23 protein-coding genes are annotated in these 26,688 nt (G+C 67.9%); 11 read left to right on the forward strand and 12 right to left on the reverse strand.

The features are described from left to right. Positions 1 to 81 precede the first annotated feature (81 nt). The 3 genes from SGRAN_RS09865 to SGRAN_RS09875 all read right to left on the reverse strand — a co-directional run bounded on the left by SGRAN_RS09865 (position 82) and on the right by SGRAN_RS09875 (position 3,847). The gene (locus tag SGRAN_RS09865; protein WP_067187016.1) at positions 82 to 1,167 is read right to left on the reverse strand and encodes a PA0069 family radical SAM protein; all 1,086 of its coding nucleotides are present in this window, start codon (positions 1,165 to 1,167) and stop codon (positions 82 to 84) included. Positions 1,168 to 1,261: 94 nt separating this feature from the next. Next, complete coding sequence (locus SGRAN_RS09870; protein ID WP_067183124.1) at positions 1,262 to 3,043, reverse strand: lytic transglycosylase domain-containing protein; 1,782 nt, start codon at positions 3,041 to 3,043, stop codon at positions 1,262 to 1,264. 3 nt (positions 3,044 to 3,046) lie between these two features. Further along, positions 3,047 to 3,847, reverse strand: a complete 801-nt coding sequence (locus SGRAN_RS09875) for a uracil-DNA glycosylase family protein (protein WP_067183127.1) — start codon at positions 3,845 to 3,847, stop codon at positions 3,047 to 3,049. 119 nt (positions 3,848 to 3,966) lie between these two features. Here SGRAN_RS09875 and SGRAN_RS09880 point away from each other — a divergent pair, with 119 nt between their 5' ends. The 8 genes from SGRAN_RS09880 (at position 3,967) to SGRAN_RS09915 (ending at position 14,013) form a co-directional block, all read left to right on the forward strand. Continuing rightward, positions 3,967 to 5,622 carry an electron transfer flavoprotein-ubiquinone oxidoreductase gene (locus SGRAN_RS09880; protein WP_067187017.1) on the forward strand — a complete coding sequence of 552 codons (1,656 nt, stop codon included), beginning with the start codon at positions 3,967 to 3,969 and terminating at the stop codon, positions 5,620 to 5,622. Positions 5,623 to 5,635: 13 nt separating this feature from the next. Further along, the gene (locus SGRAN_RS09885) at positions 5,636 to 7,282 is read left to right on the forward strand and encodes a tetratricopeptide repeat protein (RefSeq protein WP_237234002.1); all 1,647 of its coding nucleotides are present in this window, start codon (positions 5,636 to 5,638) and stop codon (positions 7,280 to 7,282) included. Then, positions 7,282 to 8,130 carry a 4-(cytidine 5'-diphospho)-2-C-methyl-D-erythritol kinase gene (locus tag SGRAN_RS09890; protein ID WP_067183129.1) on the forward strand — a complete coding sequence of 283 codons (849 nt, stop codon included), beginning with the start codon at positions 7,282 to 7,284 and terminating at the stop codon, positions 8,128 to 8,130. The genes SGRAN_RS09885 and SGRAN_RS09890 overlap by 1 nt, the downstream gene beginning before the upstream one ends. Further along, entirely contained in the window at positions 8,127 to 8,897 is a 771-nt protein-coding gene (locus SGRAN_RS09895) for an N-formylglutamate amidohydrolase (RefSeq protein ID WP_067187018.1), read from the forward strand. Before SGRAN_RS09890 ends, SGRAN_RS09895 begins: the two co-directional genes overlap by 4 nt. A 20-nt stretch (positions 8,898 to 8,917) precedes the next feature. Beyond that, entirely contained in the window at positions 8,918 to 10,774 is a 1,857-nt protein-coding gene (gene ilvD / locus SGRAN_RS09900) for a dihydroxy-acid dehydratase (protein ID WP_067183132.1), read from the forward strand. Further along, on the forward strand, positions 10,774 to 11,160 hold the full coding sequence (locus SGRAN_RS09905; RefSeq protein ID WP_067183134.1) for a hypothetical protein: 387 nt from the start codon (positions 10,774 to 10,776) through the stop codon (positions 11,158 to 11,160). The genes ilvD and SGRAN_RS09905 overlap by 1 nt, the downstream gene beginning before the upstream one ends. A gap of 238 nt (positions 11,161 to 11,398) precedes the next feature. After that, complete coding sequence (locus SGRAN_RS09910; protein WP_311880698.1) at positions 11,399 to 12,817, forward strand: NAD(P)H-hydrate epimerase; 1,419 nt, start codon at positions 11,399 to 11,401, stop codon at positions 12,815 to 12,817. Beyond that, on the forward strand, positions 12,814 to 14,013 hold the full coding sequence (locus tag SGRAN_RS09915; protein ID WP_067183137.1) for a class I SAM-dependent RNA methyltransferase: 1,200 nt from the start codon (positions 12,814 to 12,816) through the stop codon (positions 14,011 to 14,013). The genes SGRAN_RS09910 and SGRAN_RS09915 overlap by 4 nt, the downstream gene beginning before the upstream one ends. Positions 14,014 to 14,047: 34 nt before the next feature. Here SGRAN_RS09915 and SGRAN_RS09920 read toward each other — a convergent pair whose 3' ends face one another. From SGRAN_RS09920 to SGRAN_RS09940, 5 genes are all read right to left on the reverse strand, one after another. Then, complete coding sequence (locus SGRAN_RS09920; RefSeq protein WP_067183140.1) at positions 14,048 to 14,482, reverse strand: MAPEG family protein; 435 nt, start codon at positions 14,480 to 14,482, stop codon at positions 14,048 to 14,050. A 12-nt stretch (positions 14,483 to 14,494) separates the two neighbouring features. After that, on the reverse strand, positions 14,495 to 14,926 hold the full coding sequence (locus SGRAN_RS09925; RefSeq protein ID WP_067183143.1) for an MAPEG family protein: 432 nt from the start codon (positions 14,924 to 14,926) through the stop codon (positions 14,495 to 14,497). Between the two features lie 92 nt (positions 14,927 to 15,018). Beyond that, positions 15,019 to 16,179: a CaiB/BaiF CoA transferase family protein gene (locus tag SGRAN_RS09930; RefSeq protein WP_067183146.1), complete on the reverse strand. Its 1,161-nt coding sequence runs from the start codon at positions 16,177 to 16,179 to the stop codon at positions 15,019 to 15,021. A gap of 20 nt (positions 16,180 to 16,199) precedes the next feature. Further along, on the reverse strand, positions 16,200 to 17,549 hold the full coding sequence (gene gdhA / locus SGRAN_RS09935) for an NADP-specific glutamate dehydrogenase (RefSeq protein WP_067183149.1): 1,350 nt from the start codon (positions 17,547 to 17,549) through the stop codon (positions 16,200 to 16,202). Positions 17,550 to 17,854: 305 nt separating this feature from the next. Continuing rightward, positions 17,855 to 19,045 carry a type III PLP-dependent enzyme gene (locus tag SGRAN_RS09940; protein ID WP_067183152.1) on the reverse strand — a complete coding sequence of 397 codons (1,191 nt, stop codon included), beginning with the start codon at positions 19,043 to 19,045 and terminating at the stop codon, positions 17,855 to 17,857. A gap of 190 nt (positions 19,046 to 19,235) precedes the next feature. Between SGRAN_RS09940 and SGRAN_RS09945 the strand changes: the two genes are divergently transcribed. Beyond that, positions 19,236 to 20,000: a GNAT family N-acetyltransferase gene (locus tag SGRAN_RS09945; RefSeq protein WP_067183156.1), complete on the forward strand. Its 765-nt coding sequence runs from the start codon at positions 19,236 to 19,238 to the stop codon at positions 19,998 to 20,000. After that, complete coding sequence (locus SGRAN_RS09950) at positions 19,997 to 21,754, forward strand: hypothetical protein (RefSeq protein WP_148650854.1); 1,758 nt, start codon at positions 19,997 to 19,999, stop codon at positions 21,752 to 21,754. Before SGRAN_RS09945 ends, SGRAN_RS09950 begins: the two co-directional genes overlap by 4 nt. Before the next feature lie 6 nt (positions 21,755 to 21,760). On the opposite strand, the gene SGRAN_RS09955 is transcribed toward SGRAN_RS09950, so the two are convergent. The 4 genes from SGRAN_RS09955 to SGRAN_RS09970 are packed head-to-tail and all read right to left on the reverse strand — an operon-like array spanning position 21,761 to position 25,631. After that, positions 21,761 to 22,948 carry a carboxynorspermidine decarboxylase gene (locus SGRAN_RS09955; protein WP_067183160.1) on the reverse strand — a complete coding sequence of 396 codons (1,188 nt, stop codon included), beginning with the start codon at positions 22,946 to 22,948 and terminating at the stop codon, positions 21,761 to 21,763. Between the two features lie 16 nt (positions 22,949 to 22,964). Beyond that, complete coding sequence (locus SGRAN_RS09960) at positions 22,965 to 23,315, reverse strand: DMT family protein (protein WP_067183163.1); 351 nt, start codon at positions 23,313 to 23,315, stop codon at positions 22,965 to 22,967. Next, positions 23,312 to 24,418, reverse strand: coding sequence for an alpha/beta fold hydrolase (locus SGRAN_RS09965; protein WP_067183166.1), 1,107 nt, complete (start codon positions 24,416 to 24,418; stop codon positions 23,312 to 23,314). Before SGRAN_RS09965 ends, SGRAN_RS09960 begins: the two co-directional genes overlap by 4 nt. A gap of 4 nt (positions 24,419 to 24,422) precedes the next feature. Further along, entirely contained in the window at positions 24,423 to 25,631 is a 1,209-nt protein-coding gene (locus SGRAN_RS09970; RefSeq protein ID WP_067183169.1) for a saccharopine dehydrogenase family protein, read from the reverse strand. 64 nt (positions 25,632 to 25,695) lie between these two features. On the opposite strand from SGRAN_RS09970, the gene SGRAN_RS09975 reads away from it, so the two are divergent. Further along, entirely contained in the window at positions 25,696 to 26,685 is a 990-nt protein-coding gene (locus SGRAN_RS09975) for a threonine ammonia-lyase (protein ID WP_067183171.1), read from the forward strand. The last annotated feature ends 3 nt before the right edge of the window (positions 26,686 to 26,688 follow it).

A 26,688-nucleotide genomic window follows, 5' to 3' on the forward strand; every position in this document is an offset into this window, starting at 1 on the left:
ATCCAGAGCAGGCGCAAACCGCCCTGGATTGCTTCGCTCCGCTCGCAATGACGAAACGCATCGATCCAAGGTTACTAGAATCTAGAAAAGCTCCATCTGACCGTCCCTTTCCGGTGGTCTGAACAGATCGCAGCGGATCGGCGGGAAACCCCCATCCAGTCCGTGCGCGCGGGCGGCGCGCCGGACGCGGGTGCGGATGAGCTGCGCCCAGACGCCGCGTCCCTTCATCCGGCTGAAGAAATCAGGATCATTGTCGCGCCCGCCCCGGATGTCCTGCACGATATGCATGACCTTGTCGGCGCGGTCGGGGTAATGGGCGGCCAGCCAGGCGCGGAACAGCGGCGCCACCTCGAACGGCAGGCGGAGCAGGATGTAGGAGGCGCGGATCGCGCCCGCTTCGGCCGCCGCGGCCATGATCGCCTCGATCTCCGGGTCGGTGATCGCCGGGATGATCGGCGAGATATTGACCTGTGTCGGCACGCCGGCATCGATCAGCGCCCGGATCGCGGCCAGCCGGCGCCGCGGGTGCGGCGCGCGCGGTTCCAGCGTGCGCGCGAGGGCGGGATCGAGCGTCGTCACCGACACCGCGACCCCGACCAGATCGTCGCGCGCCATCCGCGCGAGCAGGTCGATATCGCGCAACAGCCGGTCGGACTTGGTGGTGATCAGCAGCGGGTGCCTGGTCTCAGCCAGCACCTCGATCACCTGTCGCGTGATGCGCCATTCGCGTTCGATCGGTTGATAGCCGTCGGTGTTGGTCCCGATCGCCAGCGGCGCCGGCTTGTAGCCGCGCTTCGCCAGTTCGCGCCGTAGCAGCGCCGCAGCGCCGGGCTTGGCGAACAGGCGGCTTTCGAAGTCGAGCCCTGGCGACAGGTCGTGAAAGGCGTGCGTCGGCCGCGCGAAGCAATAGATGCAGCCATGTTCGCAGCCGCGATACGGATTGATCGAGCGGTCGAAACCGATGTCGGGCGAGCTATTGCGCGCGATGATCGTCTTTGGATGTTCGACCGTCACCGTCGTGCGCAGCGGCGGCGCGTCGCCGTCGATCTCCGCTGCCCCGTCCAGCCAGTCGCCGTCGGCCTCGCGATCCGGCGACCCGGTGCGTGTGGGGCACGGATTCGCCGGTGCGCCGCGACCGGCGATCGGGGGCAGGGGCTTGACGACCATCGGCGCAGGATAGAGCGCCGATAAGAACAAAGAAAGAACATTCTTGCTGTCTCAAGGCGACAGCGGGGCCGGGTCGAAAAGATTCAGGGCGCGATCAATTGGCGCTGGCGAGGCCGGTCGGGGCCGCATGGGTCAGGCGTACCCGATCCTTGCCGTCCGGAAAGCGTGGCCACTGGCCCTGCGCGAGCGCGGCGCGGCTGACCGACGGTTTGCCCTGCTGCGCCTCGTACATCCAGTAATTGCGCAGCACGATGCCGACATAACCGCGCGTTTCCCAATAGGGGATCGATTCCATGAACAATAGCGGATCGCCATTGTCGCGCACCTCTGTCGCCCAGCGCGCGACGGGCGCGGGACCGGCGTTGTAGGCGGCGATCACCTTGGGTAGCAGACCACCGGTCGATGCGTCGCGGCTCAGATATTGCAGATAGCTCTGGCCGAAATCCATGTTCACCGCGGGAATGCGCAGATCGGTCGTCGCCACTGCCTCGCCGCGCCAGCGCGCGACGTCGCGCGCGGTGCCGGGCAGCACCTGCATCAGGCCATAAGCACCCGCCGGGCTCACCACCGCGCGCTGGAACCGCGATTCCTGGAGGGTGTGCGCAAAAACGAGTGCCGGATCGACCTTCCAGCCGCCGTTGGGCTCCCATTTGGGCTGCGGATAGCGCGCCGCGGCGGCGAGCTTGCGGCCGCCGGGGGTGTTGTGCGCGAGATAAAGCTGGGTTTCGGGCAGGCTGAGCGCCTGCGCCATGCCGATGAGCTGGCCGTGCTGGCCGGGATTGCCGATGCGCGCTTGGTGTTTCAGCGCGTCGCCGGCATATTGATCTTCGTCGATCTCGGCAAAGGCCATCGCGATGCGGACGTTGGGCAGATCCTCCAGCGCGCGCCATGCGCTGCGGTCGGCGCGGACATTCTCGCGCTGGCTTCCCGTCTCGATACCCAGCGTTTCGGCGGCGAGCAGACCGTAGAGCGTTTCCTCGTTGGCGGCGGCGGCGCGCAGGCGTTGCTGCACCGACGCCGGCTCGCCGCTGGCGATCGCCGCGCGCGCGGCCCAGTAATAGCCGGCGGCGCGCAGTTCGCTGTCGGGCGCTTCGCGTCCGACCCGATCGAAGGCGACGAGCGCGGTGCGATAGTCGCGCAGTCGCCATGCCGCCAGACCCTGCACCCAGGCGCCCTGCGTCGCCCAGCCATTGTGGCCCGAAGCGCAGGACAGGGCGAGGCGCAGCGCGTTCGCGTCGTCATTCTCGATATAATAGGACCAGGCGACCTTTTGCGTCCATTCGGCGCGCGCGTCGGGAGAGAGCTGGTCGATCACCGCGTTGAGCAACGCCTCGGCCCCCGCCGGGTCGTCATTCTTGATCCGGTCGGGGATGGTGCGCGCCAGGCTGGCGGCCACCGGGTCGTTGACCGAATCGGCGCCGACGCGCCGTGGCGCGCTGCCTGCCCAGGCGAGACGCGTTTGCGGCGGCAGTGTCGGCAGGTCGGTGGCGCCGCGCTTGGCCGCCAGACGGCCGAGCCGGTCGGCTTGCGGGAGCCATGGCGCTCGTGCGAGCAGTGGCATGATGTCGGCGACCTCAGCGCGCGGACTGCCCGCCGCGAGCAGCAGTTCGGCGCGCAGAAAATCGCTGAGCGGAGCACCCTTCGCGTCCTGGTCGGCCCCGTCGAGCAGCGTCTTCGCCTCCGCCCAGCGCTGGCCGCGGATCGCGGCGAGAACCTGCTTGTAGAAGGCCTTCTGCTTCGACGAGAGAATGTCGGGCACGGTCTGCGGCGGCGCCGTCATCTCGGGCGCACCGGCGTCCGCGGCGAGTGCGGGCGCGCTGCCCGCGGCGATCGAAAACAGGAGAGCGGCGGTCACCGCCGTGATCGTTCTGGTCATCTGTCAACGTCCCCGGTTGAACAGTTTCAGGCTATCCCAGGCGGCCGCCTTCTGGACCGGCCGGGCAAGCAGAGTCGCGGGATGTGCGACTGCCACCGCCTCCACCTTGCCGCCATCTTGGTTAATATCGAGTAACCTTCCGCGCGCGTCGGGAAGGGCGATGCCCGCCGCCATTCGCACGATGTCGCCGCCGATCAGCAACAGCCGCTGCGGCCTCGCGAGCCGCAGATGGTGCCAGAGCAGCCGATCGAGTTCCGCCGCGTCGCGTGCGTCGCAGCGTCCGCCGGGCGGTCGCGTGACGGCGAGGCTCGCGACATAGCAGTCGGCGCGCGAAAGGCCGATCGCGCGCAGCATCGCGTCGAGCAGCTTGCCTGCCTCATCGGCGAAGAGAATGCCTTCGCGCTGATCGTCGATCTCCGGCCACGCGGTAAGCAGCATCAGCGGCGCCTCGGCCTTGCCGGCAGGCAGCACGCGGCGCGCGTCCCATTGGGTGCCGGGAACGTCTTCGCCTTCGCAAAGCCAGGTCTGGAATGCCTGCCAGTCACCGGGAAACACCGCGGGCGTTTTCGCCTGCGGCGCGGCGGGGTCCTCCTGGCGCTGAAGGGCGGCGTGCAGGACGACGCGCTCGGGTTCGGCCATCGGTGCCGAGCCGGACCTTGCCGTGCCCGTCTGGCCTGCGACGTCGTTCGCCACCGGCACGTCGAGCCAGCCGGCCGGAACCTCGCCGACGAGCGAGTCCACACCGGCTAGTGACCACCAGTCGCAATAGCTTTCGGCCAGCAAGGCTGAATATCGCCCACCCATGAAAATGTTTGAAACAGGAGGTTGACGGGCGCGTCAATTGGAAGGCATCGCAATTCGTGACAGAATGAGCGCGGGACGCGATGAATGATCCGCGCAGGGACGGCAGAAAGGTGATTGCGGTGAGCGAACGGGAATCGATGCCCTATGACGTCGTGATCGTCGGCGCGGGGCCTGCGGGGCTTTCGGCGGCGATCCGCCTCAAGCAGCTGGCGAACGAGGCTGGCAGCGAATTGTCGGTGTGTGTCCTCGAAAAGGGATCGGAAGTCGGCGCGCATATCCTGTCGGGTGCGGTGATCGATCCGAAATCACTCGACGAGCTATTGCCCGACTGGCGCGATCAGGGCTGTCCGCTCGCCGAGGTGCCGGTGAACGACAACCAGCATTGGGTGCTGACGAAGAAGAAGAAATTCTCTGTCCCGCACATCATCACGCCGGGCTTTATGCACAACAAGGGCACCTATACCGGCAGCCTCGGCAACCTCTGCCGCTGGCTGGCCGAGCAGGCGGAAGGGCTGGGGGTCGAAATCTTTCCGGGCTTTCCCGCCGCCGAAATCCTCTACAACGACGACGGGTCGGTGAAGGGCGTCGCGACCGGCGACATGGGCGTTGCACGCGACGGCAGCCACAAGCCCGACTATGCCCCGGGGCTCGAACTCCACGCCAAATACACTTTCTTCGCCGAGGGCGTGCGCGGCCATCTGACCAAGATATTGAAGCCGCAATTCGCGCTTGACGCCGAATGCGAGCCGCAGGTGTATGGCATCGGGGTCAAGGAACTGTGGGACATCGAACCCGCCAAGCACGCGCCGGGGCGCGTCATCCACACGCAGGGCTGGCCGCTCGATGAGAACGCCAACGGCGGCGGGTTCCTCTATCATCAGGCGAACGGGCAGGTCGCATTGGGCTTCGTGACCTGGCTCAACTATCGCAATCCGCACATCTCCCCCTTCCAGGAGATGCAGAAGTGGAAGATGCACCCCGCGATCGCGGAGATACTGAAGGGGGGCAAGCGCGTTTCCTATGGCGCGCGCGCGATCAGCGACGGGGGCTGGCAGTCGGTGCCGAAACTCACCTTCCCGGGCGGCGCGCTGATCGGCGACACCGCGGGTTTCCTGAACGTGCCGCGCATCAAGGGCACGCACACGGCGATGAAGTCGGGCATGATGGCGGCGGAAGCGGCCTTTGCCGCCGTCGCGGCAGGGCGCGAGGGCGATGTCCTGACCGCCTATCAGGACGCCTATGACGAAAGCTGGGTGAAGAAGGAACTCGGCGTCGTCCGCAACGTGCTGCCGCTGGTCGAGAAGTTCGGCGACCTCGCCGGCACGATGCTGGCGGGCATGACGATGTGGCTGGAGAATTTCGGCATCCGCGTGCCCTTCACCATGAAGCATCATCCGGACAATACGACGCTCTATCGCGCCGACCAGATGCCGAAGCCCGATTACCCGAAGCCTGACGGCGTGCTGACTTTCGACCGGCTGTCGTCGGTGTTCCTGTCGAACACCAATCATGAGGAGGATCAGCCGATCCACCTCCAGCTCAAGGACCCGTCGATCCCGATCGAATATAATCTGCCGCTGTATGACGAGCCGGCGCAGCGTTATTGCCCCGCCGGGGTCTATGAGGTGGTGGGACAGGACGAGGGCGACCCGAAGTTCGTGATCAACGCGCAGAATTGCGTCCATTGCAAGACATGCGACATCAAGGACCCGACCCAGAACATCAATTGGGTCACTCCCGAAGGTGGCGGAGGCCCCAATTATCCGAATATGTAAGTCTGTCGGCCTGATGACGGGGGCCGCGCTGCTCGCGGCCTTCACGGCGGCTGCGCCCGCGCAGGCGACCGAGAGCGGACGCGAGGTGCTGAATGCGCTGGCGCGTGCGCGCCTTGCGGAAGAGGCGGGCGATCCACGCGCCGCGCTGACGGCGCTGACCGATGTGGCGAGCCGGGCGCCCGGCCTGCCCGGCCTGCGCGGGCGGATGCTCGAACAGGCGATGCAGGGCGGCGACCTGGCGGCGGCGCGCAGTGCGGCGATGCAGCTATGGACCGGCGGCGAGCGGCGTTTCGATGCACGTCTGGTGTTGACGGTCGACGCGGTGCGGCGATCCGACTGGCGCGCGGCGCGCACCTTCGCCGGGGTGGACGGCGACAAGACTGGCGGCGACCCGATGACGCGGCTGCTGCTGCCCGTGATCGGCGCCTGGATCGAGGTCGGCGCGCGCGGCAAGCTGCCCGAGCGGCCTTTGCTCGCGGCGGGCGCCCGGGGGCGACCCGAGCCCGCCTTCATCCTCGAGGCGGCGCTGGTGCAACTTGCGGCAAAGCGGCCCGCCGACGCCGTAGCGCTGGCTGACGCGACGATGCTGACCGATCGCACCAGCCAGCTTGTCGCGCTGCGGCTTGCCGCGACGCTCGACGCGGCGGGCGAAGGCGAAGCGGCGAAGCGGCTGCGCGGCCGGATCGCGCTGGCGACCGGCGGGCGCGAGGACCCGCTGCTGCTGCTCTCGGACCGGCCGGTGTCGACGCCGCGCGGCGGGATCGCGCATTGGCTGGCCCTGCTCGCCGATGGATTTGCGCGCGCACCGGTGGGCAACTCGCGCCTTCCGCTGATGATCGCGCGCAGCGCGTGGTGGCTCGACGACAGCGATCCGACGGTGCGCTCGGCGCTGGTCGAGGCGCTCGACCGTGACGGACAGCGGCAAGCGGCGCTCGCACTGCTCGCGGATGATCGCGGTGCGCCGGCGCTTGCGATGCGCAAGGCCGAACTGCTCGCCGACGCCGGCGATCTGGGCGCCGCGACAACGCTTGCCGAGGCGGCCGCCGCGCAGGCGCCGGCGTCACGCAGCCTGCTCGTGCGCTTTGCCGACATTGCGCGGCGGTCCGACGATGGCACTGCGGCCGAGCGTGCTTATGCGCGGCTCGAGGCCGATCTCGGTGACAGCGAGGAGGATCGCGCGCTGCATGCCACCATCCTGATCGCGCGTGCCGATCTGTTGTTGCAGAAGGGAGAGTGGGACGAGGCGCAACCGATGCTCGACCGGGCGGTCGCACTGCGTCCGGGCGATCCGACCATCCTCAACTTCGCCGGCTATTCGGCGCTCGAACGGCGGCGGAACATCGATGCGTCGCTTGCGCAGATCGAGGCGGCGTGGAAGGCGGAACCGCAGAATCCCAGCATCACCGATTCGCTCGGCTGGGCCTATGTGCTGACCGGCCGGATCGCCGAGGCGGTGCCGCTGCTCGAAGCGGCGCAGCGCGGCGAACCCGAAAATCCGGTGATCGTCGAGCATCTGGGCGATGCCTATTGGCAGGCGGGGCAGCGTTTCTCCGCGCGCTATGTCTGGCGCGCCGCGGCACTGATCGCCGACGCCGACATGGCGACGCGGCTGGAGGCGAAGCTGCGCGACGGATTGACGCCGGCGACAATGGCGCCGTGATGGCGGAAATGCGCGAAACCGGCTGGGCGAAGATCAATCTGGCGCTGCATGTCCGCGCCCGCCGCGCCGACGGCTATCATGCCATCGAGACATTGTTCGCCTTTGTCGATGCAGGGGATGTGCTGATCGCGGAAGCGGCGGACAGCGATTCGCTGATCCTCGACGGCGAGTTTGCCGAGGGGCTGAGCACGGGCGAGGACAATCTGGTCCGGCGCGCGCTGGCGCTGCTGCGCGCGCGCCACGGCGCGGAGCGGGTGCCGCCGCTGGCGCTGCGGCTGACCAAGGTGCTGCCCGTCGCGGCGGGGATCGGCGGCGGTTCGGCCGACGCCGCCGCGCTCGCCCGGCTGGTGCGACGCCATTTCCTGCCCGAGGTCGGCAATGCTGCGCTGGCAAGGCTGGTGAGCCCGCTCGGCGCCGATGTCGCCGCCTGCGTCGCGAGCGAGACCTGCCTTGGCGTCGGGACGGGCAGCGAACTGAGCCCGGCGCCCGAACTGGCGCTGTCGGGCACGCCGGTGCTGCTCGTCAATCCGCGCCAGCCGGTGGCGACCGGACCGGTCTTCGCGGCGTGGGACGGGGTCGATCGCGGGCCGCTGTTCACCGGCGCCGACCTGCGCGCGCAGCTTTTCGCGGCGCGCAACGACCTGCAGCGCTCGGCGATCGCGCAATGCCCGGCGGTCGCCGACGTGCTCACCGAACTTGGCGGCCTGCGTCCGTGGCTGGCGCGGATGTCGGGGTCTGGCGCGACCTGCTTTGCCCTGTTCGATGCGCCCGCCGAACGCGATGCCGCCGCGCGCCACCTGAAGGATCGGCGCCCCGGCTGGTGGCAGATGGCGGGAGCTTTGCGGTGATCGAGGCTTGGCGCGACCTGGGCCGCCCGCGTGCCGGCGGCGTGCTGCTGATCGGTGATCATGCCTCCGCGCACGTGCCCGCGGACATCGACCTCGGCATCGATCCCGCGCTGCTGAGCACCCATATCGCGATCGACATCGGCGTCGCCGAGGTGGCCGGGCGCCTGGTCGCCGGCGGCGCGGTCGATGCCGCGATCCTCGGCGGCGTGTCGCGGCTGGTGATCGACTGCAACCGCGACGAGCGCGCGCCGGGCCTGATCCCGATCGCCAGCGACGGCCATGCGATTCCAGGCAACGCGCTGGGCGAGGCGGACCGCGCGGCGCGGATCGCGCGCTTCTTTCGTCCCTATCACGACCATATCGCCACGACGATCGCGGCGGCGCGCCCGGCGATGATCGTTTCGCTGCACAGCTTCACCCCCGAACTGGCGAGCGACCCCGCGCAGCGGCGGCCGTGGCACGTCGGCGTGCTCTACAATGACGACGACCGGCTGGCGCCGCTGGCGATCGCGGCGCTGCGCGAGGAAGGGCTGACCGTCGGCGACCAGCTTCCCTATTCGGGCAAGCTGCTCAACGCGACGATGAACCGCCATGCCGAAGCGAACGGCATCCCCTATATCGGCATCGAGATGCGGCAGGATCTGGTCGCCGACGCTGCCGGGCAGGCGCTGTTTGCCGACCGGCTCGCGCACATGGTTCGGAAAGCGTCGTTGAAACTGGCCGAAGAGGCGTGTAGAGGCGCTTCTATCCGCTCATTCGCGAAATAATATTATCAGGAATCCTCTTCATGCCTTCTTATCGTTCACGAACCACCACTCACGGGCGCAACATGGCGGGCGCGCGCGGCCTGTGGCGTGCGACCGGCATGAAGGACAGCGATTTCGGCAAGCCGATCATCGCGGTCGTCAACAGCTTCACCCAGTTCGTGCCGGGCCATGTCCACCTGAAGGACCTGGGCCAGATGGTCGCGCGCGAGATCGAGGCGGCGGGCGGCGTCGCCAAGGAATTCAATACCATAGCGGTCGATGATGGCATCGCGATGGGGCACGACGGCATGCTCTATTCGTTGCCGAGCCGCGACCTGATCGCCGACAGCGTCGAATATATGGTCAACGCCCATTGCGCCGACGCGATGGTGTGCATTTCGAACTGCGACAAGATCACCCCCGGCATGCTGATGGCGGCGCTGCGCATCAACATCCCGGTCGTCTTCGTCTCGGGCGGGCCGATGGAAGCGGGCAAGGTCGTGCTCAAGGGCAAGGAGGTCGCGCTCGATCTTGTCGATGCGATCGTCGCCGCCACCGACGAGCAGTATAGCGACGCCGAAGTCACGGCGATCGAGCAGTCGGCGTGCCCGACGTGCGGAAGCTGTTCGGGCATGTTCACCGCCAATTCGATGAACTGCCTGACCGAGGCGCTGGGCCTGTCGCTGCCGGGCAATGGATCGACGCTGGCGACGCATGCCGACCGCAAGGCGCTGTTCCTCCGCGCGGGACGCATCGCGGTGGAGATGTGCCGCCGCTATTATGAGGAGGACGACGCCAGCGTGCTGCCGCGCAATATCGCGACCTTCGAGGCGTTCGAGAATGCGATGAGCCTCGACATCGCGATGGGCGGTTCGACCAACACGGTGCTCCACCTGCTCGCCGCCGCGCACGAAGCGGAAGTCGATTTCACCATGGCCGACATCGACCGGCTGTCGCGCCGCGTTCCCTGCCTGTCGAAGGTCGCCCCGGCGAAGGCCGACGTCCATATGGAGGACGTCCACCGCGCCGGCGGGATCATGGCGATCCTGGGCGAACTGGAACGGGCGGGGCTGCTCCACGCGCATCTGCCGACGGTGCACAGCGCCACGCTGGGCGATGCGCTCAGCCAGTGGGACATCGGGCGGACGAACGACCCGGCGGTGCGGACCTTCTTCATGGCCGCCCCCGGCGGGGTGCCGACGCAGACGGCGTTCAGTCAGGACCGACGCTGGGAATCGCTCGACCTAGACCGCGAAAACGGCGTGATCCGTTCGGCCGAGCATGCCTTCAGCGAGGACGGCGGGCTGGCGGTGCTGTCGGGCAACATCGCGCGCGACGGCTGCATCGTGAAGACCGCTGGGGTCGACGATTCGATCCTGAAATTCGCGGGGCCCGCCAAGGTCTATGAAAGCCAGGACGCGGCGGTCGCAGGCATCCTGACCGGGCAGGTCGAGGCGGGCGACGTCGTCGTCATCCGCTACGAGGGGCCGAAAGGCGGACCGGGGATGCAGGAAATGCTCTATCCGACCAGCTACCTCAAATCGAAGGGGCTCGGCGCCGCCTGCGCGCTGATCACCGACGGGCGCTTCTCGGGCGGCACGTCGGGCCTGTCGATCGGCCATGTCTCGCCCGAGGCGGCCGAGGGCGGGGCGATCGGCCTCGTCGAGGACGGCGACCGGATCGAGATCGACATTCCGGGCCGCACGATCATCCTCGCGATCCCCGAATCCGAGCTGGCGGCGCGCCGCGCGGCGATGGAGGCGAAGGGCGACGCGGCCTGGCAACCCGCCAAGCCGCGTCCGCGCAAGGTCTCGGTCGCGCTGCAAGCCTATGCGGCGATGGCGACGAGCGCGGCGCGGGGCGCGGTGCGCGACCTGTCGCAGCTCAGGGGGCGGTGATGAGACGGCTGGGGGCTATCGGCGCGGTGCTGCTGCTCGCGGGCTGTAACGGCGCGCCCGACAACGGCACGCTGGCGGAAGCCGAGGCGCGGGGGGCGAAGACCGCCGCCGCCGACGGCCGCATCGAGTGCGCGCTCGAGGGCGCGAAGCTGTTCGACCGCACCTGCACCGTGACCGAGATGAGCGGCGCCGATGGCGCGATCCTCGTCGTCGGGAAACAGGATATCGGCTATCGGCGGCTCCAGATCACCACCGACGGGCGCGGCGTCGTATCGGCCGACGGCGCAGAGCCCGCGAAGGTGGCGATCGTCGGCGACGGGATGATCGAGGTGACGGTCGGCGGCGACCGCTATCGCCTGCCGGCCAATACGAGCGGGGCGCAATAATCATCCTTTGCGTCTGCACCGCCCGCAGACGATGACCGGGGTGGCTCGGCTTCGCTCGACAAGAATGGAATTGAAGCGTTTCCACCCCATGGCATCCGGTTTATGCCCGTGGGGTTTCGGGCGTCCGCTCCGTTTAGCCTTTCGTCACCCTGAACTTGTTTCAGGGTCCATGGCCCGTCCTCGAATGAAGGCGGTGCAAAAGGAAAGGCCCGGTCATGGATGCTGAAACGAGTTCAGCATGACGAAGGGATGGGGCAATGCGTCGAAATCCAAATCCCCACAGGCGTGGGACCGGCGGATGACCGTGCCAGCCGATGCCCCGATCCTGACCGCCGACGCGATGCGCGCCGCCGAGGCCGCGTGCGCGGCGGCGGGCGTATCCTTGTCCGAACTGATGGAGCGCGCGGGGGCGGCGGTGGCCGATGTCGCGTGGCGGATGGCGGCGGGCGCGCCGGTCCTGATCCTGTGCGGCCCCGGCAACAATGGCGGCGACGGCTATGTCGCGGCGCGCCTGTTGAAGGCGCGCGGCGCGAAGGTACGGGTCGCCGCGCTGGCGCCGCCGGCCACCGATCTGGCCAGGGCGGCGCGCGCCGCGTGGGACGGGCCGGTCGAGGCGTTCGCGCCCGACACCGCGCCGGCGCCGCTGATCGTCGACGCCTTGTTCGGCGTCGGACTGACGCGGCCGCTGTCGGACGAATGGTCCGCGATGCTGCGCCGCTTCGCAGGCCGGCGCGTGCTGGCCGTCGACGTGCCGAGCGGGATCGAGAGCGACGGCTTGCAGGACTGGCTGCCGCCGCTTCCCGCCGCCGTGACGCTGGCGCTCGGCGCGCTCAAGCCCGCGCACCTGCTGTTGCCGACCGCACCGGCCTGCGGACGCGTGCTGCTGGCGCCGATCGGGATCGATGCGGAGCGGCGGATGCGGACGCTGCCGCCCCTGCCGCCGGAGACGCCGACCGCCGACGCGCACAAGTTCAGCCGCGGCATGGTGCTGGTCCGCGCCGGGCCGATGAAGGGCGCCGCCGGGCTTTCGGCCGCGGCGGCGCTGCGCGCGGGGGCGGGCTATGTGGTGCTCGAAGATGGCGGGCCTGCGCCGCTGTCGGCGATCATCGCCGAAGCGCCCGCGGCGTTCCGTGCGCGGCTGGACGATCCGCGCGTCGGCGCCATCGTCGTCGGTCCCGGCTTTCCGGCGGGCGATGCCCTCGCGGCGGCAGTCGGGGAGGTACTGGACGCCGGCAAGCCGCTGGTGCTCGATGCCGCGGCGATCGGCGCTGCGCTGCCCCGTCTTGGCAAGGGCACGGCGGCGGCGATCCTGACGCCGCACGAAGGCGAGTTCGCGCGCGCCTTTCCGGATTTGCGGGGCAGCAAGATCGAACGCGCGCTGGCGGCGGCGCGGCGGGCGCAAGCGGTAGTGATCTACAAGGGCGCTGACACCGTCATCGCCGCCCCCGACGGGCGCGTCGTGGCGGCGTGGCCGGGCAGCCCGTGGCTTGCGACGGCGGGAACGGGCGATGTGCTCGCGGGGGTGTGCGGCGCGATGCTGGCGCGCGGCGGCGATGCGTTCGACGCGGCGGTCGCGGCGGTCGGCTGGCATATCGCGCGGGCGCGCTCTATAGGCCGCGGCCTTGTTGCGGATGACCTGGTGAAGACTGCGAAATGACCGATGACAATCTGATCGTGCGCATCGCCGCGCGCGGCGACGGCGTGACGGGGGACGGCCGCCATGTCGCCGGCGGCGTGCCGGGCGACCGTGTCGCGGCTGACGGCGCGTTGGTGCCCGGCCCGCATCGCGCCGATCCGGTCTGCCGCCATTTCGGCCAATGCGGCGGCTGCCAGCTCCAGCATGTCGCCGAGGACGCGCTTCTCGCCTATGTCGGCGACCGGGTGGCGGGGGCGCTCGCGGCGCAGCAGGTGACGGCGGATGCCATCCGACCCGCGCTTCTGTCGCCGCCGCACAGCCGCCGCCGCGCGGCGCTGACCGCGCTGCGGGCGGGCAGGCGAGTGGCCATCGGCTTCAATGCCGCGCAGAGCAGCCAGATCGTCGACATGCGCGAATGCCCGCTGCTGTTGCCGGAGCTGTTCGCGCTCGTCCAGCCGCTGCGCCGGCTGCTCGAAACGATCGCGCCGCAGCGCCGGCCGGTGAAGGTCAAGCTGCAAAGACTCGATCAGGGCGCCGAGGTGCTGCTGGAGGGCGTGCGCGCCGAGGGGCTCGATGCGGCGATGGCGTTGCAGGATTTCGCCGCAGCGCATCGGCTGGCGCGGCTCGCGATCGACCAGGGCGACGGGGTCGAGACGGTCTGGCAGCCCGAGCCGCCGACGATGCGCTTCGGTGCGATCGCGGTCGAGGTACCGCCCTTCGCCTTCCTGCAGGCGACGGCGGCGGGCGAGGCGGCGCTGGTCGCGGCGGTGCGCGAAGCGATCGGCGAGGCGGGCGCGGTGGCCGATCTGTTCGCGGGCATCGGCACCTTTGCGCTGTCGGTGCAGGCGGAGCGCAAGCTCTATGCCGCGGAGGGCGCGCGCGACGCGCTGCTCGCGCTGACCGGCGCGGCGAACCGCGCGCGAGCGCTGGTCGCGACCGAGCACCGCGACCTGTTCCGCCGTCCGCTGATCCCGGCCGAGCTGAACCGCTTCGGCGCGGTGATCCTCGACCCGCCGCGCGCCGGAGCGGAGGAGCAGGTGAAGCAGCTCGCGGCGTCCACCGTGCCCGCGATCGCCTATGTCAGCTGCAATCCGGCCAGCTTCGCGCGCGACGCGAAGCGGCTCGTCGCGGGCGGCTATCGCCTCGACTGGGTGCAGCCGGTCGGCCAGTTCCGCTGGTCCACCCACGTCGAACTGGCGGCGCGCTTCTCGCGATAGATCGTCGCCCCCGCTTTCGCGAGGACGACGTTTCTCAATGCACCACGAACCCGATGAAGGCGTGGATGCCGAGCGCGATCAGCACGAGGCTGGCGAGCGAAAAGACGGCGAAGCGCCACATCACCCGGTTCACCGTCGCCTGGATCAGGCTGTGGAGGATGCGCAATCCGACATAGGCCCAGGCGAGCTGCGCGTTGAGCCCGCCGCCCAGGCCGCCGACCGCGAGCGCCAGCGCGACGGCATAGAAGACCGTCGGCTGCTCCATCAGGTGGTTGTAGTTGTGCGCCTTCCACTGCACCTCTGCGGGCAGCACCTCGTCGAGATTCTTGCCGGTTCCGCCGACCATCTTCGCGGCGTCGATCTTCGCGCGGCTCATCGCGGGGATGCGCGTCGCGTACATCCACACCCACATGACCATCGACCACAGCGCGAGCGTCGCGACGGGTCCCAGTATCGCGTTCGTATCCATGGTTTTTCCCCCTCAACCCAGCGTCGCGATGACGGCGAGCACCGACAGCGCCAGCAGGCACAGCGTCGACAGCGCGAAGATGGTGAAGCGCACCGGGACGCGGTTCACCGTCGCCTGCCACAGGCTGTGGACGATGCGCAGCACGACATAGGCCCAGGCGAAACCCTGCGTCAGCGCGGTGTCGCCGCCCGACAGGTGCAGGAAGACGATCACCGCATAGAAGAGCGTCGGCTGTTCGAGCAGGTGCGTGTAATTGTGGGATTTCCAATTGGTTTCGGGCGGCAGCACGCCCTCCAGATCGACCCCGCGCCCGCCCGGCGGCGCGGTCTTGAGGTCGACGCCGGCCTTGGCCAGCGCCGAAAAGCGCGTCGTCGCGGTCCACAGCAGCATGACGAGCGTCCACAGCACGAGCACCGCGCCGGCCGCCAACAGATTTCCTGGCATCGCATTTCCCCTTCCCCGGCGGCGGGTCACGGCCCGGCCGTCCGGGGCGCGATGCTAGGGCATGCGGCGCGAGATGCAATGGGGAGCGCGCATCAGCCCCTGCGCGCCGCGGCCTCGGCGCGGATCGCTTCTCCATCCTGGTCGATCCGCGGCGCGAACCCCAGTTCGCCCGCCCGCGCGGCGCCATATTTCACTGGCGGCCGCATCTCGACGAAGCCGCCCGCCTCGGGATGCTCGCGGCGGCGGAAAAAGCCGGTCGCGGTCAGATGCGGATCGTCGCGCACCTCTTCCAGGTCGTGCGCGGCCATCGCCGGGATCGCATTCTCGGCAAAGATGGCGAGCCATTCGGCGGTGGTCTTTGCCGGCGTCCGCCGCGCGATCTCTTCGTAGATCAGCGTCATCTGCGTGCCCGCGGCCTTCGCGGCCGCATATTCGGGGCTGGCGAGCAGATCTTCGCCGCCGAGCAGTTCCATCAGCCGCGCGGTCGATGCGGGCGTATAAGGGACGATGGCGAGATGGCCGTCGGCGGTCGGGAAGGGCTGGCGCGCGGGGTCGAGCTGGCGCGGATAGCCCGCCGGGCCGATCGGCGGGTCGAGCGTCGCGTCGCGCAGATGCTCGGTCAGCATGAAGGCAGTGAAGCATTCGAACATCGGCACTTCGACATGCTGGCCCTCGCCGGTCCGCAGCTTGTGGACCAGCGCGGCGAGGATGGCCTGCGCGCCGAACTGCCCCGCGACCTTGTCGGCGATCAGCGACGGGATATAGCGCGGGCGCGGATTGCCGTCGACGCGCGGCAGCAGGCTGGTGGTCCCGCTCGCGGCCTGGATGACGTCGTCATAGGCCTGAAGGTCGGCATAGGGGCCGTCCTGCCCGAACCCGGTGCCGTGGACATAGATGATGTCGGGCTTGATCGCCTTGCAGCTTTCGTAATCGAAGCCGAGCCGCGCGATCGCCTTGCCACGGATATTGTGGAAGAAGACGTCGGCGGTCGCGATGATATCCGTCAGCACCGCGGCGTCCTCCGCCTGCTTGAGGTCGAGCGCGATCGAGCGCTTGCCGCGGTTCACCGTAAGGTGGATCGACCCCATCGTCGGATCGGGCTTGCCGGTGCCCAGATAGCGCGACACGTCGCCGAGCCCCGGCGTTTCGACCTTGATCACCTCGGCGCCGAGGTCGGCGAGCATCTGCGTCGCATAGGGGCCGAAGATGACGGTCGTCAGATCGACGATCCGGATTCCCTCGAGCATGGCCATCTTCGCCCCCTTTGCGCCGATCAGACGACGCCCAGCGCGCTCATCGCCTCCGCCACGCGCACGAAGCCGGCGATGTTGGCGCCCAGCACATAATTGCCGGGGGCGCTATATTCGTCGGCGGTCGCGGCGCAATCGTCGTGGATGCCGCGCATGATCTGCGCGAGGCGCGCCTCGGTCTGCTCGAAGCTCCAGCTGTCGCGCGAGGCGTTCTGCTGCATTTCGAGCGCGGAGGTCGCGACGCCGCCGGCATTGGCCGCCTTGCCCGGCGCGAACATCACGCCCTGACCGTGGAACAGGTCGACCGCATCGGGGGTGGAGGGCATGTTGGCGCCTTCGCCGACCACCTCGACGCCGTTCTTGATCAGCGTCGTCGCGTCCTTGCCGGTCAGTTCGTTCTGCGTCGCGCAGGGCAGGGCGATCTGGCACGGGACGTCCCAGATCGATCCGCCCTCGATATAGCGGGCGCCCGGCCCCTTGAGCTCGACATAGGTCGACAGGCGGGCGCGGCGGACCTCCTTGATCTCGCGTAGCAGGGCGAGGTCGATCCCCTCTTCGTCGACGATATAGCCGTTCGAATCGGAGCAGGCGACGACGGTTCCCCCGAACTGGCGGATCTTGTCGATCGCGTAGATGGCGACATTGCCCGACCCCGACACGACGACGCGCTTGCCGTCGAGCGACTGGCCCTTGGTCGCGAGCATCTGCTGGACGAAATAGACGAGGCCGAAGCCCGTCGCTTCGGTCCGCGCGCGCGACCCGCCATAGGCGAGCCCCTTGCCGGTCAGGACGCCGGCTTCGTATCGGTTGGTCAGCCGCTTGTACTGGCCGAACATATAGCCGATCTCGCGCCCGCCGACGCCGATGTCGCCTGCGGGAACGTCGGTATATTCGCCGAGGTGACGGTGCAGTTCGAGCATGAAGGCCTGGCAGAAGCGCATGATCTCCCGATCCGAGCGGCCGCGCGGGTTGAAGTCCGAACCGCCCTTGCCGCCGCCGATCGGCATGCCGGTCAGCGCGTTCTTGAAAATCTGTTCGAAGCCCAGAAACTTGATGATGCCGAGATTGACCGACGGGTGAAAGCGGATGCCGCCCTTGTAGGGGCCGAGCGCCGAATTGAACTGGACGCGAAAGCCGCGGTTGATCTGGACCTGGCCGTCATCGTCGATCCACGGAACGCGAAAGATGATCTGCCGCTCGGGTTCGCAGATGCGTTCGATCAGCGCGTGGTCGGCATAGTCGGGATGTTTCGCGACGACGCGCCCTAGGCTTTCCAATACTTCGTGAACCGCCTGGTGAAACTCGGCTTCCCCCGCGTTGCGGCGTAATACTTCATCAAGAACCGGCTGCAACTTTTCATCAATCTTGCTCAAAAGAACCTCCCGACAGCATGAATCGAACGTGCCTGTGGACCATGCGAGCCGATGTCGCAAGCTTCGCTTGTGCCGCGAAGGGACGGAAGGGTGGAGGTCGGGGAAGCCATCGACGATGGCGCTTCACCCGCGAACCGCGGAACCGCGCGGCAATCCGTAGTGGGCTTAATCACTCTGGATTGCTTCGCTACGCTCGCAATGACGGGGTCAGCCCGCCATTCCATCGAACTCCGGCAGTGCCAAAAGAAAAGGGCCGGCTCGCACATTGGCGAACCGGCCCTGCAACTATCGGCGCGGCAAAGCGATCAGAACAGCTTCGTCACCGTTGCCGTGCGGCGTTCGGGTTCGACTTCGCCGGTGTAGAGGCTAGTCATCGGCTCGTCGCTGACGACGTGGATTTCCTCGGCTCCGAAACCGTTGAACTTCGTCCGCATCGCGCAGCCATAGGCGCCGAGCATGCCGATCTCGATGAAATCGCCCGGCTTGACGTCGGCCGGCAGGTAGAAGGGGCCCGCCATATGGTCGAGGTCGTCGCAGGTCGGCCCATAGAAGCTGAACGCCGCCAGTTCCTCGCTCGCCGCATCGCGCAGCAGCGTGACCGGAAAGCGCCAGCCGACATGCGCGGCGTCGAACAGCGCGCCATAGGCGCCATCGTTGATGTAGAGCTCGTCGCCGCGGCGCTTTTCGACCCGCACGATCAGCGAGCTGTATTCGGCGGACAGCGCGCGACCGGGCTCGCACCACAGTTCGGCCGAATAGCTGATCGGCAGGCTTTCGAAGCTGCGGTGGATCGTGTCGAAATAGGCATCGAGCGGGGGCGGCTCCATGCCGGGATAGCTCGACGGGAAGCCGCCGCCGACATCGACGATGTCGACGGTGACCGACGCCGCGACGATCGCGGCGCGGACGCGCTCCATCGCCTGCGCATAGGCGTGCGGGGTCATCGCCTGGCTGCCGACATGGAAGCAGATGCCGAGCGCGTCGGCGGCCTGGCGGGTCGCCATCAGCAGTTCGGCGACCTCGTCGGGCTCGGCGCCGAACTTGGCGGCGAGGCTCAGCTTCGAATGGTCGGACGATACGCGCAGGCGCACGAGCAGGTTGAGGTCGGCCGCGTTTCGGGTCGCGCGGACGATCTTCTCAAGCTCTTCCATCGTGTCGAGCGAGAAGGTGCGGACGCCGTGCTGCCAATAGGCTTCGGCGATCGCTTCCTCGGCCTTCACCGGGTGCATGAAGCAGAGCGTCGCCCGCGGCAGGGTGCGCGCCACCAGCCGCACCTCGGCGATCGAGGCGACGTCATAGTGGGTGACACCCGAATCCCACAGCAGGCGCAGCAGGTCGGGCGACGGATTCGCCTTGACCGCATACATGGTCGTGCCGGGAAATCGCTCGATGAAAAACCGTGCCGCACGCCGCGCGGCGTGCGGGCGGACAAGCGTGACAGGTTCGATCGGCGAAAGTGCCTGAATCAGCCCGTGGGCGCTATGATGCTGGTGCAACTCAAGGGACCCCCAAAAAATAAGTTAAACGACAAGAGCTGCCTTGCGGTTATTGGAAGTCCCCATGGGGCAGCGGAGGGCGCATATATGGTCGGGGGACCCCCATGTAAAGAGCGAATCCGGCTTGCCATGCGACAGGGCGGCCCGCAGTAACGCTATGCGGTTTAGCGAAGGAAGCGGGGTAGACGCCGTGACGGAAGGTTCGACGCAGGCGAAGGGAGCGCCGCCGGAATTGCGGGCGGTCGAACTGTCGCGCGAAACGGCGGCGCGCCGCCACGCGCTGATGGAGGCTTATGCCCGTGACGTTTATATTCCCGCTTTCCCCGATGCGGTGATCCGCGAGGACCCGCGCTATTGGGTCGATCTGCTCGACGCCGCCGAGCCGCCGCCTCCGCCGCAGCCGCGAATCGAGGTCGTGCTGCTGCTCGACCCGGAGGACCATCCGGTGGCGGGCGTGACGATTGAATATTATCGCACTGCCCGGATCGGTCTGCTCACCTATATCGCGGTCGCGGAGGGCGCGCGCGGCAAGGGAATCGGGCGCCGCCTGATCGCCGCGGCGCGTGCCTGGCTCGACCGGACCGCCGACGCCGCGACGCCGATGCTGGCGGAGACCGAACGCTATCAGGACGCGCATGACGATGCCGAGCGGGGCGAGACCGACCTTCGGCAGAAAAGGCTCGCGGGGCTCGGCGCGCGGATGCTCGATTTCGATTATGTGATGCCACCGCTGCGCCCCGAACTGCCGCCCTATCGGCTGCACCTGATGTGTTTCCTGCGCGACGGTGAGGTGCGGGACAGCCTGCGCGCGCCGCAGGTCGCGGCCTTCCTGCGCGAACTGGCGGCGGCGCTCGGCGCCGACCTGACGGCGCATGCCGACACGGCGGGCATGATGGCGGCGCTGGAGACGCGCGATATCCTGCACCTGCTGCCGCTTCCGAGGGCGAAGGGATGACGGTGGTAATGCCGCGTTACGCCGAATGCCCGGTGTTCCCCGACATCGCCGATTTCGCGCTGACCTTTCTGTTCGAACTGCCGGTGCGGATCGGCGAAAGCGGCCATCCGGCGGCTTTCCGCCTCGAATCGATCCACCGTGCGATCGAACCGGAAGACGAATCCGATTCGCGCTTCCCGGCCTATGATGCGCTGGTCGAGCCTGTCCGTTCCTATCTGGATGATGTGACCAACGGCGGGCCGGGCCGCGGCGGCCGGCCTCTGATCTTCCTGGCCCAGCCCGAAAAGATCGAGGATGACCGCCGCCGCCTGACGCTTCATTGCCCCGCCCAGTGGCGATACCGTTCCGAGGGGCGCACGATGGAGATGGTGAGCGCCTGCGGCGGCGCGAAGACGATCGCGCTACGCTATCGCGACGCCTTCTGCCTGTTCGAAAGCGGGCGGCTTTTCTATTGCTTCAGCATGTTTCCCGAGGCCGACGGCAGCGGCAAGGGGGTCGACGAATATACGCTGATCGCAATGCAGCGGCTCGCGGCGGCGAAACCGGATCAGCAGGTGATCAAGGGATGGCGTTTCGCTCTCGACGGCGAATCGCCTGTTTCGTTGACCGATATGGCGACGGCGCGCCTCGCGATGCTCGCCGCCGACGACAGCGCGACGCACAATGGGCTGCGCCGCTATCTGCAACGGACGCTGGGGCTGAAGCCGCCCTTCGAGGTCGGTCCGCGCGCGGTGCGCAACCTGTTGATTTCGATCGAGGACGAACGGCTGCTCGGCATCGCCTCCTTTTCGGACGCGTTGCAGGAGGATTTTGCGCTGACCGACGAGGCGCGCGAGGCGGCGGCGGAGCTGGCGGCGCGGCGCGCGGCGTGCCTGGCGGGTGCGCAGCCGCACTATCCGGCGGAAAATCCGGACGAACTCCTGCCCTTTCTGGCGCTGTCGGGCGTGCTGCAATCGGTGGTCGATTTCCCCTTTCAGGACCCGGCCGAACTGTATGATTCGACGCGTCCGGCGATCCGCGGCGAAAGCTTCTTCAACTATGCGCACCCGCGCTATCATATCGAGATCAGCGAGGATTCGCGCTCGATGCACGATGCGCGACTCGCGCTCGGCAACTGCCCCTATCTGACGCTGATGTGGCTCGTCGCCGTGCATGACGAACTGATGGTGACCGAGATCGAGGAGGCGATCGACGTCCTCATCTATGGCAATGACGAAGCCGAACTGATCGCAGAGCCGCTGCGCCCGCTGGCGCAGGCCGTCCGTGCCATCACCTTGCCCTGGCGCTCGCCGATCCGCGAATTGCGCCGCAATCTGGAGGCGCGCTTCGACCTGTTCCGGCGCTATTCGATCAACCAGTCGAGCCATCTGTTCCGCTATGAAAAGGAACGCGAGGCGCTGGCGGCGGTCGAGGCGGGGATGGGCAATCGCGACCGTTACGAGCGGGCGCACCGGATGATCGACCGCATCGAGGGGCTGGTCGAGGACATGCATGCGGTCAACGGCGCCTACAACAGCGCGCGGACCGGGCGCATGGTGATGTTCATCACCCTGCTCGGGCTCATCAATTTCTACGACCAGTTGACCAGCGGGCTGGTCAGCATCTTCCGGATGGAATTGCTGGGGCAGGCGGCGTTCGTCCTGCTGCTGCTCGTGCTGCTGCTGCTGTCCTTCCCCTCCGAAGTCACGGCGTTTCCGCGCCGCGTCTGGCAAGGCGCGACGCGGCTGCTGCGGCCGCGCGACCGAGCGGGATAGGCGGGCTCAGCCGAGGCGCGTCCTGAAATCCTCATAGCCGAAGCGGCGGATTTCCTTCAGTTCGTCGGTCTCGCTGTCCCATAGCCAGATCGAGGGCAGGGGGACGCCGTTGAAGCTGTTGGTCTTGACCATCGAATAATGCGCCTGGTCGAGGAAGGCGAAGCGCCCGCCGATGCGCGCGCCGCCGGGCAGGCGATAGTCGCCGATTACGTCGCCGGCGAGGCACGAGGGACCGCCGAGCCGCACCACGGCGCCGCCGGTATCCTCGCCCAGCATCGCCGGGCGATAGGGCGCCTCGATCACGTCGGGCATGTGACAGGTGGCGCTGACGTCGGTGATGCCGATCGGCATGCCATTGTCGAACAGGTCGAGAATCTCGCCGACGAGGATTCCGGCATCGAGCGCGACCGCTTCGCCGGGCTCGATCATCACGTCGCAGTCGGTCGCCGCGCGCACCTGCTTCAGGAAGGCGATCAGGTCGTCGATCTGATAGTCGGCGCGTGTGACATGGTGCCCGCCGCCGAAATTGATCCAGCGGAGCTGGCGGACGAAGGGATGCAGCATCGGCTGCACCGCCGCCCATGTCCGTTCGAGCGGCGGAAAATCCTGCTCGCACAGCGTGTGCATGTGGATGCCGTCGACCCCCTGCATATGCTCGGGCAAAAGCTGGCTGACCGGGAAGCCGAGCCGGCTGCACGGCGCCGCCGGATCATATTTCGCCACCTCGCCCTCGCTGTGCATCGGGTTGATGCGCAGGCCGATGTCGAACTGCTCGCCCTCCGCGCGCAGGCGGTCGAGCAGCGGGCGGAAGCGCGCGATCTGTCCCGGCGAATTGAAGATCAGATGGTCGGAGAGCCGCGCGATCTCGGGCAGCTCGCTCTCCTTGTAGCCGGCGCAATAGGTCGCGACCTCGCTGTGCTTGCCGGGGGCGGCATATTCCTCGCGCCCCAGCTTCGCCTCGTAGAGGCCGGAGGCGCAGACGCCGTCGAGATATTCGGCGACGAGCGGTCCGAGCGACCACATCGAAAAGGCCTTGAGCGCGGCGAGCACGCGCGCGCCCGACGCGTCGCCGATATGGCGCAGCACCGTCAGGTTGGCGCGGACCTTCGCCGCGTCGACGACGAAGGCGGGCGTCGGGACGCGGCTGAGGTCGAAGCGGGCAAAGGCTCCGGGGTCGCCGGCTCTGGTTTCCATGATGCAATCGATCCTGTCAGGCCGCGATCGGCCCCCTGAAGATGAAGAAGGCGCCGGCCGCGATAAGGGCGAAGCCGACCAGATGGTTGTAGCTGAGCTTTTCGCCAAGCCAGAAGGTCGCGAATCCGGCGAAGACGATCAGCGTGATCACCTCCTGCATCGTCTTCAACTCGGCGGTCGAATAGACCGAATGGCCGATGCGGTTCGCCGGCACCGCCAGGCAATATTCGAAGAAGGCGATGCCCCACGCCAGCAGCACCGCGAGCCACACCGGACGCGACAGGTCGCCGAGGTGGCCGTACCAGGCAAAGGTCATGAAGATGTTCGAGGCGAACAGCAGGCCGATCGGCAGCAGATAGGCGGTCATGGACGGTCCTCGGTCAGCGGCAGAACGTCGCGGAGCAGCGCGGCGAAAAAGAGCCCCGGCTCCTCGACCATCGGCATATGCGCCGAATGCTCGAACCAGACGAGTGTCTTCGACGGCGCCCGGGCCTTTGCGAACCAGGCAGCCGCGACGGGCGACGGGACGGTATAGTCGTGGCGCCCGAGCAGGAAGACGATCGGAATGTCGAGCGCCTGCGTCCGCGCGAAGCTGACATCGGCGAGCCGTGGCCACAAGGTCGTGACCGTGAACGCGCTGCCCTTGCCCCACGCCTGCCGGTCGGCCTCCGTATATTCGGGCGACAGCCGCGGCTGCTCGAAATAGAGCGTCGTCGCGGGTGGGCGATTGTAGAGCAGCGAGCCATAGGGCATCGCATATTTGCGCCAGCCGTCCGCCTGTTCGATCGTGAACGGCCCCGACGAAGGATAGGGGGCGAGCGCATCGATGGCCGCGACCGCCGCGCGGTCGCCCGCCGCGAGCGCTTTGGCGCGCGTCCACGCCATGCCCACCTTTTCGCCCTCGCGAAAGTCGATGCCCTGGCCGACGCCGACATAGGCGTGGAGCAGGTCGGGACGTTCGAGCGCGACCGCGAGCCCGACGAACGAGCCCCAGCTATGCCCCATCAGCACGACCTTGCGCTGGCCGTAGCGCTTCTGCAGCAATTCGATCAGTTCGATCGCGTCGTCGCGATAGCGGTCGAGCGTCATCGTCGGCGCCAGCGTCGCGGGATCGTTCAGAGGATAGGAGCGTCCGGCGCCGCGCTGATCGTACTGGACGACCGTGAAGACGTCCTCCCACGGCCGCTGGAAGGCCCAGGCGAAGGGCATCTCGACCGCGCCCGGACCGCCGTGGACGAAAAGCAGGATCGGATTGCCGCGGTCCGCACCGCGCACGTTCACCACCTGCTTCGCGCCGCCGAGCGTCGCGATGAAGGTCTCCTGCACGCCGTTCGGCGTCACGATCCGGTTGAGGTCGGCGACGATCGCGCGCGCGGGCGCATAGGCGTCGTCGCCCTGCGCCTGCGCCGGTGCGGTGACGAGGAGGGCGGCAAAGGCTGCCGCGACGAATCCCAGCAGCGACTTCATCATGGCCTCAGAACTCCAGCGGCGCATCCAGTTCCTTCACCTGCCACGGCAGGCCGTGCCTGTTCAGCATGTCCATGAAGGGATCGGGATCCATTTGCTCCATGTTGAACACGCCCTTTCCGGACCAGGTGCCCGTCACCATCATCGCGGTGCCGATCATCGCCGGGACGCCGGTCGTGTAGCTGACCGCCTGGTTGCCGGTCTCGGCATAGGCGTCCTCATGGTCGCAGATATTGTAGAGATAGAGAGTCTTTTCCTTGCCGTCGCGGCCGAGGCCGGTCGCGATGACGCCGATGTTGGTCTTGCCCTTGGTCGTCTCGCCCAGGCTCGACGGTTCGGGGAGCACCGCCTTCAGGAATTGCAGCGGGACGATCTCGCGCCCTTCGTAGATCACCGGGTCGATGCGCGTCATGCCGACGTTCTGGAGCACGGTCAGATGCTGGATATAGGCGTCGCCGAAGGTCATCCAGAAACGGATGCGCCCGATCTCCGGCAGGTGCGTCTTCAGGCTTTCGATTTCCTCGTGATACATCAGGTACATGGTCTTCGGCCCGACGCCTTCGAAGTCGAAGTTCTGCTTGACCGACATCGGCGGGGTTTCGACCCAGTCGCCGTTTTCCCAGTGGCGCGCGACCGCGGTCACCTCGCGGATATTGATCTCGGGATTGAAATTGGTCGCGAAATGCTGGCCGTGATCGCCGCCGTTGCAGTCGAGGATGTCGAGCGTGTCGATGCGCTCGAAATGATGCTTCTTCAGCCAGGTGGTGAAGACGCTCGTCACGCCGGGATCGAATCCCGAACCGAGCAGCGCCATCAGCCCGGCGTCCTTGAAGCGGTCCTGATAGGCCCATTGCCAGTGATATTCGAACTTCGCTTCGTCGCGCGGTTCGTAATTGGCGGTGTCGAGATAATGCGCGCCGGTCTTCAGGCACGCCTCCATGATCGTGAGATCCTGGTAGGGAAGCGCGAGGTTGACGACATGCGTCGCACCGACCTGACGGATCAGCGCCGCGGTCGCGTCGATGTCGTCGGCGTCGACCTCTGCCGTCGCGATGGTCACTCCGGTGCGCGCCTTCACCGACTCGGCGATTGCGTCGCACTTGAACTGGCGGCGGCTCGCCAGCGTGATGGACGGGAAGATGTCGGCGTTCATCGCCATCTTGTGCACCGCGACCGAACCGACGCCGCCGGCGCCGATCACCAGAACCTTGCTCATCGAAAAATCTCCTGCGCGGCGTGTCGCCGCTTGTCATCCATGCCGCGCCCTATAGGACGAAGCCATGACACAGCAAAGCCCCGATCCCCTGCGCGACCCCGCGCGCGCCCCGACGCTCGCCGGCGTCGAGCGCGCCGCGGCGAAGGTCGCCGCCATCCTGCCGCCGACCCCGCTGTTGCCGCTGGAGGTCGACGGCGCGACGCTCTGGTGCAAGGCCGAATGCTTCCAGCCAGTGGGCGCCTTCAAGATTCGCGGGGCGTGGCACCGGCTGAGCGACCTGACTCCGGAAGAGGCGGCGGCCGGCGTCGTCGGCGTGTCGAGCGGCAACCATGCGCAGGGCGTCGCCTGGGCGGCGAAACGGCTAGGGATCAGGGCGACGATCGTCATGCCGAGCAATGCGCCGCAGATGAAGCTGGCGGCGACGCGCGCGCTGGGGGCGGAGGTCGTGCTCTATGACCGCGTCACCGAATCGCGCGATGCGGTGGCGGCGGCGCTGATCGCGGAGCGCGGGGGAACGCTGGTGCACGCCTATGGCGACCCGTGGATCATCGAGGGGCAGGGGAGCGCCGGGATCGAGGCGACCGCGCAGATGCGGGCGCGCGGCATCGCCGGGCCCGACACGGTCGTCGCCTGCTGCGGCGGGGGCGGATTGTCGGCCGGGCTCGCGCTTGCCTGCGGCGGCGCGGATATTTTCGCCGTGGAGCCCGAAGGGTGGGACGATGTGACGCGCAGCCTGGCCGCCGGCGAAATCCTGTCGGTCGCGGACATGAGCTATCCGACCGAATGCGATGCGCTCCAGACGCCCGAGACATGGCCGATCAATTTCGCGGTGTTGCAGGCGCGCGGCGTGCGCGGAGTTGTGGTCACGCGCGAAGAGGTGCGCCACGCGATGCGCGTCGCCTTCGAAAAGCTGCACCTTGTCGTCGAACCCGGCGGTGCGGCGGCGCTGGCGGCGGTGCTCGCGGGCAAGGTGACGCCGGGCGCGGCAACGCTGATCACGCTGTCGGGCGGCAATGTCGATCCGCAGAAATATGCGGAGATACTGGCGGGCTGACGG

The organism is Sphingopyxis granuli (assembly GCF_001559015.1).
Classification (GTDB): Bacteria; Pseudomonadota; Alphaproteobacteria; order Sphingomonadales; family Sphingomonadaceae; genus Sphingopyxis; species Sphingopyxis granuli.

Excerpts from the sequence above, each read along its gene's own strand:
- SGRAN_RS09865 (WP_067187016.1), bottom strand. The coding sequence starts at position 1,167 with ATGGTCGTCAAGCCCCTGCCCCCGATCGCCGGTCGCGGCGCACCGGCG.
- SGRAN_RS09870 (WP_067183124.1), bottom strand. The coding sequence starts at position 3,043 with ATGACCAGAACGATCACGGCGGTGACCGCCGCTCTCCTGTTTTCGATC.
- SGRAN_RS09875 (WP_067183127.1), bottom strand. The coding sequence starts at position 3,847 with ATGGGTGGGCGATATTCAGCCTTGCTGGCCGAAAGCTATTGCGACTGG.
- SGRAN_RS09885 (WP_237234002.1), top strand. The coding sequence starts at position 5,636 with ATGACGGGGGCCGCGCTGCTCGCGGCCTTCACGGCGGCTGCGCCCGCG.
- SGRAN_RS09890 (WP_067183129.1), top strand. The coding sequence starts at position 7,282 with ATGGCGGAAATGCGCGAAACCGGCTGGGCGAAGATCAATCTGGCGCTG.
- ilvD (WP_067183132.1), top strand. The coding sequence starts at position 8,918 with ATGCCTTCTTATCGTTCACGAACCACCACTCACGGGCGCAACATGGCG.
- SGRAN_RS09905 (WP_067183134.1), top strand. The coding sequence starts at position 10,774 with ATGAGACGGCTGGGGGCTATCGGCGCGGTGCTGCTGCTCGCGGGCTGT.
- SGRAN_RS09910 (WP_311880698.1), top strand. The coding sequence starts at position 11,399 with ATGACGAAGGGATGGGGCAATGCGTCGAAATCCAAATCCCCACAGGCG.
- SGRAN_RS09915 (WP_067183137.1), top strand. The coding sequence starts at position 12,814 with ATGACCGATGACAATCTGATCGTGCGCATCGCCGCGCGCGGCGACGGC.
- SGRAN_RS09920 (WP_067183140.1), bottom strand. The coding sequence starts at position 14,482 with ATGGATACGAACGCGATACTGGGACCCGTCGCGACGCTCGCGCTGTGG.
- SGRAN_RS09925 (WP_067183143.1), bottom strand. The coding sequence starts at position 14,926 with ATGCCAGGAAATCTGTTGGCGGCCGGCGCGGTGCTCGTGCTGTGGACG.
- SGRAN_RS09930 (WP_067183146.1), bottom strand. The coding sequence starts at position 16,179 with ATGGCCATGCTCGAGGGAATCCGGATCGTCGATCTGACGACCGTCATC.
- SGRAN_RS09950 (WP_148650854.1), top strand. The coding sequence starts at position 19,997 with ATGACGGTGGTAATGCCGCGTTACGCCGAATGCCCGGTGTTCCCCGAC.
- SGRAN_RS09955 (WP_067183160.1), bottom strand. The coding sequence starts at position 22,948 with ATGGAAACCAGAGCCGGCGACCCCGGAGCCTTTGCCCGCTTCGACCTC.
- SGRAN_RS09960 (WP_067183163.1), bottom strand. The coding sequence starts at position 23,315 with ATGACCGCCTATCTGCTGCCGATCGGCCTGCTGTTCGCCTCGAACATC.
- SGRAN_RS09965 (WP_067183166.1), bottom strand. The coding sequence starts at position 24,418 with ATGATGAAGTCGCTGCTGGGATTCGTCGCGGCAGCCTTTGCCGCCCTC.
- SGRAN_RS09970 (WP_067183169.1), bottom strand. The coding sequence starts at position 25,631 with ATGAGCAAGGTTCTGGTGATCGGCGCCGGCGGCGTCGGTTCGGTCGCG.
- SGRAN_RS09975 (WP_067183171.1), top strand. The coding sequence starts at position 25,696 with ATGACACAGCAAAGCCCCGATCCCCTGCGCGACCCCGCGCGCGCCCCG.